Below are 6,475 nucleotides of genomic sequence, written 5' to 3'. Positions count from 1 at the left end.
TCAAAAAAGAAATGCTCCTTGAGTTTAAACTTGAGGATCTCATCGATTTTCTTCCTACAGTAACAACTACTGGCATATGATTGCTCGGTACTAGTCTTTCCCGTTACAGCTCCGAGTCAAACTGTAACGATGAATGGAACTGAATTCGTTGGTGCTATCGTATCAACAGGCTCGATTTGTGCACTCTGTATCAGTACTAGCTTCTTCAATTTTACCCTCACTGATCTTGTTGCCTCTTCTGTTGCCTTTACTCTTATAGCTGATACGTTTGATATCACTGCTTGTTCAGTACCAGATGTAAACTCTACCATGGTAGTTGAGGGATCAGGTACGATTCTAGCAGGTGCGATTGGAATTACTCCTCGCACCTACTCCTATACACTAACATTAGACGATACTCTGGACAGAGTTGCACTTGTGTTAGAGGATGGAGCTGGTAACGTTGTTTTCGATAGCAACGGTGTTTTCCCTGCATCAGCACCTTTCACAATAACTGATTGTCCATAATAAAAATTTCTCACTTTAAAAGGAAATGCTTGTAGGTTGAAAGTGTGGGGAAATAGTATTTTCCCTGCCCTTTCCTTATATAGTACGTAAAAGATAAATAAAAGGTAGCGACTTTTGTACTTATGTTTGTTAAATCTAACCTTTTTGTACGTGAACTTACTGATCCGGGCACAAGTGCTTTTATTTACTCAGTTGATCACTTATTACCAAGCCTAATTCTTTAATGATTACCCTTTGTAAGTTCCGCTGTTTAAAAAATGGGGTTTCAAATTAAGAGTGTAGAGAATTCAATTTCTCTGCACTCTTTTTTGCAGTTTTCTCCCAACCTCCCAAACTCTAATCAACATATATAGACGTTGTTTGGGTATTTACTTATTGCCTCTAATTGAAAAAGGACTAGACAAGAACTTAATATAGGGAAATTGTCCAGTCAAAAATAGTCAATATGCATAAATTATTATGAACGAGCAGAGAGGGCGTTTTCGGAAAAACTATTATTCTTGCGCCTTACTTATTTACGAAAATAACAAAATCATAAAAAGGGTTGTGATGAACTTTGGCGAATAAACCTCTCGTTTCTTTAATTATGCCTGTGAAAAATGAAGGGAAACATATTAAAAATACGATTGAATCTGCCTTTAGTGTGAAAACAGACTGTGATTTTGAAATTGTGGTTGTGGATGATGATTCGCAAGATGGATGCTGCTATTTTCTTAAAAAGAATAAAAATGAAAAGATTAAACTAATCAACACGGAAGGTCTCGGTGCCGCAAATGCGAGAAATGCCGGGGCGGAACATGCTAAAGGGGACATTTTCATTTTTTGCGACGCCCATCTTTTCTTTGAAGATTATTGGATCGACCGTCTCATCGAGCCCATCCAAAAAGGGATAGCGGATGCAACAAATCCAGGCATTGCAGATGTGAAAAATCCAGAAAACATCGGGTACGGATATACATGGAATGAAAACCTTGAACCGAAATGGAACAGGGAGAAAAAAAAGGAACCTTATCCATCGCCTTTATTGGCTGGAGGATGTTTAGCCATCTCCCGCAAGGCCTTTGAGGATATAGATGGTTTTGAAAGAGGTTTTAGAGTTTGGGGACGTGAAGACGAAGAAATTTCACTTAAATTATGGCTGTTTGGCTATAAATGCTACATTGTCCCTGACGTAACGGTACTGCATGTCTTTCGGCCGACAGCTCCACCATTTGAATTGAAATGGGAGCATGTCGATTACAATTTACTAAGGATGGCGTTTTTGCATTTTAATTATGAACGCATTTACAACTCTACAAAGCAAATCAAATACAGCTTGAAAACGCTGCTGATGGCGGAATTATTGCAGACTGACATACTTGAAAAACGAGCTTTGTATGAACAAAAGAGAAAATACGACGATGACTGGTACATGAAAAAATTTAACATACCATTTTAAATCTTTTCATGTGACTTCTATCAACCCTCTTCTATAAGACTTATACTGCAACAGTAGAGAAACTTGGTTATTTGAAAACATTTTTCCTCTTGCCTCAATGCTGATAGTAATCCGCCTTAATCAACCCTTTAAACACCATTACATTTTTATCCAAAAAATGCAGAGAAATAAAATTCTCTGCATTTTCAAAAAACATGATCTTAAGCTGTCGGAAGCGAATTCATATTCCATATAATAATATTAATTATTTTGCTTAAACCGCTAATCGTTCTTTAAAAAATCAACAACATCCTCTAACTTAAATTGAAGAATTATTTCTTTTTTTATGACTGTACGCAGTACTCTTTCAACACTTCTGTTAATGTCCAATAAATCGACTACATCCTTAACAACAGAATCGCTATTATTAAGTGTGCCTAACGCGAACTGGATCTTTTCTGCTTCAGCATTAATAATATGAGCTAAGCCAAGTTCTTCAAAAGCGATGGAAGCTAAAAGTAAAAGAGCGACTTGTTCTTTGTCAAGATCCTCAATTGGGTTAATGTTCTCTGGGATATTAGGAAAAGTCATTTTCTCATCTCCTTATCATCTTTCTTTAACAATTCTAATGTATTCAGAATTGGGTTTTTGGTTATCACTTTTTTTATTTTTATTAGGGATAGCCCCAATTTTTAGTGATTAATGCTACACCAAAGCGCGATCATAAGCTTTTATTGTACCTCTTAGAAAAAAACATTCATTGATGTGCCACCATATCAACAATTATTTCATTAAAAAAATACTTCTCCAGAGAAGAGAAGTATCTGCGTGTTAAAAAAAGCAAAAGGGGTATACTCATGCTATCGCCCCTTTTTTTCAACGATTAACTTTATTCATTTTAAAGCCCATAATCAGCCTACTTCTTCAGATGAGCGTATTATTTCTTACTCCATTTTGTATCTACTTTAACCCCAGCATCAAGCAAAAGATTCAATACAGGACATCTTCTCTCTACCTCCTCTTTCAGTTGCTCAATTCTCTCTTCACTTTCTTCTGTTTGTATATCCACCTGGAAACAAACTTTTTGAAAATGGGTGCAAACGCCTTCTTCTCCCATTAGTCCCGGGTTATAAATAATACCAGTCGTTTCAAAATCAATCCCCGAGAAAGTAAAGTCTAATTCTTTAGAAACTAATAGAATCACCATTCCACTACAACCATTCAGAGCTGCGACTATATATTCCAGCGAAGTTGGCAGTGTATCAATCCCGCCCAATTCTGATGATTCATCCATAGAAAAAGTGGGATAATTTCGTATAGAGAGATTGGTTTTGACGCCAAATTTCCACTTACCTGTAGCGGATACTTTCAACAATCTAGAAACCCTATCCATGCTCTCTCCCCTTTAACGGTGTAAAGTTTTTAGAAGTAAGGAAATTACACAAAATATGCCCCAATATTAAGAAGTCACGTTTTTCCTTCTATTTACCTTTTCAAACACTTAGGTAAATTTTATAAATGAAGAATTTTTCCACTTCGGAACAAACCATATCATTGGTGGGGTCATACACCTTTCGAATATGTTTTGGAGGAATATAAAAATGAGGAGGTACATTATTATAAAGTAAAGAAGATGAAAAAAAGATACAAATCATTATTTTCTGATAAAAAGGAACGTTGGAACCTGGTCTCTCCTTTTCTTTTGTTATATCGACATTTTGTCATTTTTCGAGGTGTGCTGGTCACGCACCTTAATTATAAGAGCAATGCTTTATTGGAAGCATTGCTCTAGATGATACTATTCATACATACTCCGGATTGCAAGTAAAACAAAGAATACTCTAAAAGTCTTGTGTTACCAAGAATATATCCCCACTGTATATTACACTTTATGAGGAAGAAGAATGAATTGTTGCGATAAAGGGTTTTGTCCAGAACCTAACTGCCGATACTATTACGCTATGTTAACTTAACATGCAGAGAATACCCGTTTTTTCATTTCTGTTTTTAGATCCAAAACTGTAAGTTCTTTACTTGATTAATATAATCTATGGTTTCCTGTTTTCCTAGTGCTCCATGCCCTCCAAGTTCTGGAAGCACCGCGGGTCCTGGCTCTTTGTAATAATATAAGTCTACCTTCACTTTATTTACAACACAACCTTCATCCATGTTCTGTAGGCCTGAAAGAAAGGGAATTAAATGGTTTGTAACATCATATATACATGCTGCGTTTTGCAAATAATAGATTTTAGGCACGTACTTTATATGATTGTAGAAATTTATAACATTAATGCGTTCAGGAAATAACTTCATAATTTCTTGCTCGGATAAACCTGGATAAGAAAGGTCAAATACCTGTTGAACAGGCACTTTAAGCCATCTTGTTAAACAAGTTTGAGGACTATTCACAAGAGCTGTTGAATCTTTTATAAATCCGGCTAATATTAGAGACATAAATCCACCGGCGGATGACCCATAAAACAGTACATTTTTTGGACTAACTCCTATTTTTTCTATAAATTTTGTTAGAATGGTTGCAATATCTTTTAAATAAAATCTGTCACTAGTCCCTTGTCCCCAACCCACAAGTATATCCCCTAAATAAAGCGTAGGATCATTGTAATAAATAACAGAATCTTCAAAATCATCAATCCAAGAATGCCTCTGAAAATATGGCGGACGTACTGGCTGACCCACCTGATTTGCCTGAAAAATCATGGCACCTGAACCCAAAACAAGTAAATGAGAGGAATTTTCCTTTATCCTAATTAAAAACTCGTACTTTACCCCATCCCACTCTACTGTGAGTACAAAAGGCTCGGTAATAGGTAAACGAAGAGTATCCAATTGATCATATTTAATTGTTATGTTCTGATATTTATGAATCACTGTATTATCCTCAATCATTTTATTAAACCACTCCCTCTTTTCTAAATTATAGTAAGACAACGTTTTCAAAACCATTCTCATTCCAGTCTAGATATAGAATCAAACAACGATCTATCAAAAGGGTGTTACACTAATGGTGAAATGAGTATCATAGCAATAGCCTTGCTTTCCATATAGAGGTTTTGTCACCTATTCAGCTGGAAAGACAAGGCTTCTTTTTTTCAAATTTATTCAGCTGGCTCTTTATTGCATTAGTACTGTTATCCAAGTAGCAAACCGCTGAAGATGCATGTAGTTGTAAATGGAATAACAGATCGAACTACTGGGATTGCAAAGCTTTTTTACATTTCTTCTGACCCATCAATACAGCCATTTGTAACAATGGTAATTTCAAATGGTTTTAACTGTTCACATTCTTCAACAACAGTCTCTAATGTAAAAAACAGGAATAATAACCAAAAGTGTTTTAGGTATCGTTTCTTTGCTCTCTTTCTCTACAACTCTCTCTTAAACCACTCTATTGTTTGTGTTAACCCTTCTGTAAAAGAAACAGTTGGTTCAAACGAGAGAAGCTGTTTTAGCTTAACTGTATCAGGACGCCTATTCGGAATTTCTTCAAATCCTATCGGATAGACCTTCTCAAACGGAACATAGATAATAGGGGATTTAGAATTTGTCATAGTACGAATTAAAGCCGCTAAATCTCGAATACTTATTTCATTTTCGGATCCAATGTTAATAATTTCACTATTGACTCCTTCGTCCATTGCTTTAATCGTTGCTTCTACAGCATCACTCACATAGGTAAAGCAGCGTGTTTGTGTCCCATCTCCATACACTTGAATTGGTTTCCCCTGCAATGCAGCACTAATAAAGCGAGGTATCACCCCTGCATATGGACCGTCCTTTGCACGCGGACCATATATATTAAAATAACGAATAATGGTAACAGGTAACCCCTGTAAACCGTAGCCGAGACAAAGTGTTTCTTCCAATGTTTTACAAACCGCATAGCACCAACGCAATTTATCAGTTGAACCATATAAACGATCTCCATCTTCTGAAAAAGGAGGAGTTGCTTTGCCATATACTTCGGAAGTAGAAGCAAAGACTACTTTACGATTATATTTTTTAGCTGCTTGTAAAATATTTCGTGTTCCATCTATATTTGTTTCGATTAGTTCGACACTTTTATCCATGGTACTTTTCACACCTAAAATTGCGGCAAGGTGAAAAACGACATCGTGGTTTGCAACTAATTCCTCAATTACATCTTTTTCAAGAATACTTGCTTTAATAAAAGGGATGTGTTGAAATAACTCTTGATGATAACTGTGCTCCCCCTTATACAAATTATCCAAGATCGTTACTTTATGTCCACGCTTTACAAGTTCTTCTGCTAGATGCGAACCAATAAATCCTGCTCCTCCTGTAATAAGGCATCGAGGCTTCATGCTCTCCCCTTCTTTCCAAACGAGTGTAGGATACCTCTTGTATCAATAATCGCTTTTGCTTCTTCATGGACAAGTTTCCAATCTATTACACTATGGTCGGTTAAAATAACAACCACATCTGCTTGTTGTATTTGCTCCCTTGATAGTTCTACAGATTTATAATTTATACCATTAATATAAATATTTGGAAAATAAGGGTCGTAATATT

The 6,475-nt window shown here is 36.0% G+C and carries 6 protein-coding genes; 1 reads left to right on the top strand and 5 read right to left on the bottom strand.

Annotated elements, in window-relative coordinates; genetic code table 11:
* Positions 1–1,063 precede the first annotated feature (1,063 nt).
* Positions 1,064–1,945 carry a glycosyltransferase gene (locus tag HNQ85_RS17260; RefSeq protein WP_246326907.1) on the top strand — a complete coding sequence of 294 codons (882 nt, stop codon included), beginning with the start codon at positions 1,064–1,066 and terminating at the stop codon, positions 1,943–1,945.
* A gap of 261 nt (positions 1,946–2,206) precedes the next feature.
* Here the strand turns inward: HNQ85_RS17260 and HNQ85_RS17255 are convergent, their stop codons facing one another.
* From HNQ85_RS17255 to HNQ85_RS17235, 5 genes are all read right to left on the bottom strand, one after another.
* The gene (locus tag HNQ85_RS17255; RefSeq protein ID WP_181538937.1) at positions 2,207–2,515 is read right to left on the bottom strand and encodes a hypothetical protein; all 309 of its coding nucleotides are present in this window, start codon (positions 2,513–2,515) and stop codon (positions 2,207–2,209) included.
* A 346-nt stretch (positions 2,516–2,861) separates the two neighbouring features.
* Positions 2,862–3,317 (bottom strand): OsmC family protein, encoded by a 456-nt coding sequence (locus tag HNQ85_RS17250; protein ID WP_181538936.1) that lies wholly within the window; start codon positions 3,315–3,317, stop codon positions 2,862–2,864.
* A gap of 614 nt (positions 3,318–3,931) precedes the next feature.
* Positions 3,932–4,831, bottom strand: coding sequence for a glycosyl transferase family 2 (locus HNQ85_RS17245; RefSeq protein WP_220129300.1), 900 nt, complete (start codon positions 4,829–4,831; stop codon positions 3,932–3,934).
* A gap of 476 nt (positions 4,832–5,307) precedes the next feature.
* Positions 5,308–6,267: an NAD-dependent epimerase/dehydratase family protein gene (locus HNQ85_RS17240; RefSeq protein WP_181538935.1), complete on the bottom strand. Its 960-nt coding sequence runs from the start codon at positions 6,265–6,267 to the stop codon at positions 5,308–5,310.
* Positions 6,264–6,475, bottom strand: a 212-nt coding sequence (locus HNQ85_RS17235; protein ID WP_343046582.1) for a UDP binding domain-containing protein, incomplete at its 5' end; no start/stop codon positions are given. The genes HNQ85_RS17240 and HNQ85_RS17235, both read right to left, overlap by 4 nt.

The sequence above is a fragment of the [Anoxybacillus] calidus genome, assembly GCF_013760845.1.
Taxonomy (GTDB): domain Bacteria; phylum Bacillota; class Bacilli; order Bacillales; family Anoxybacillaceae; genus Paranoxybacillus; species Paranoxybacillus calidus.
The sequence above is the reverse complement of the archived record's forward strand: the minus strand, read 5'-3'. Positions and strand labels throughout refer to the sequence as shown.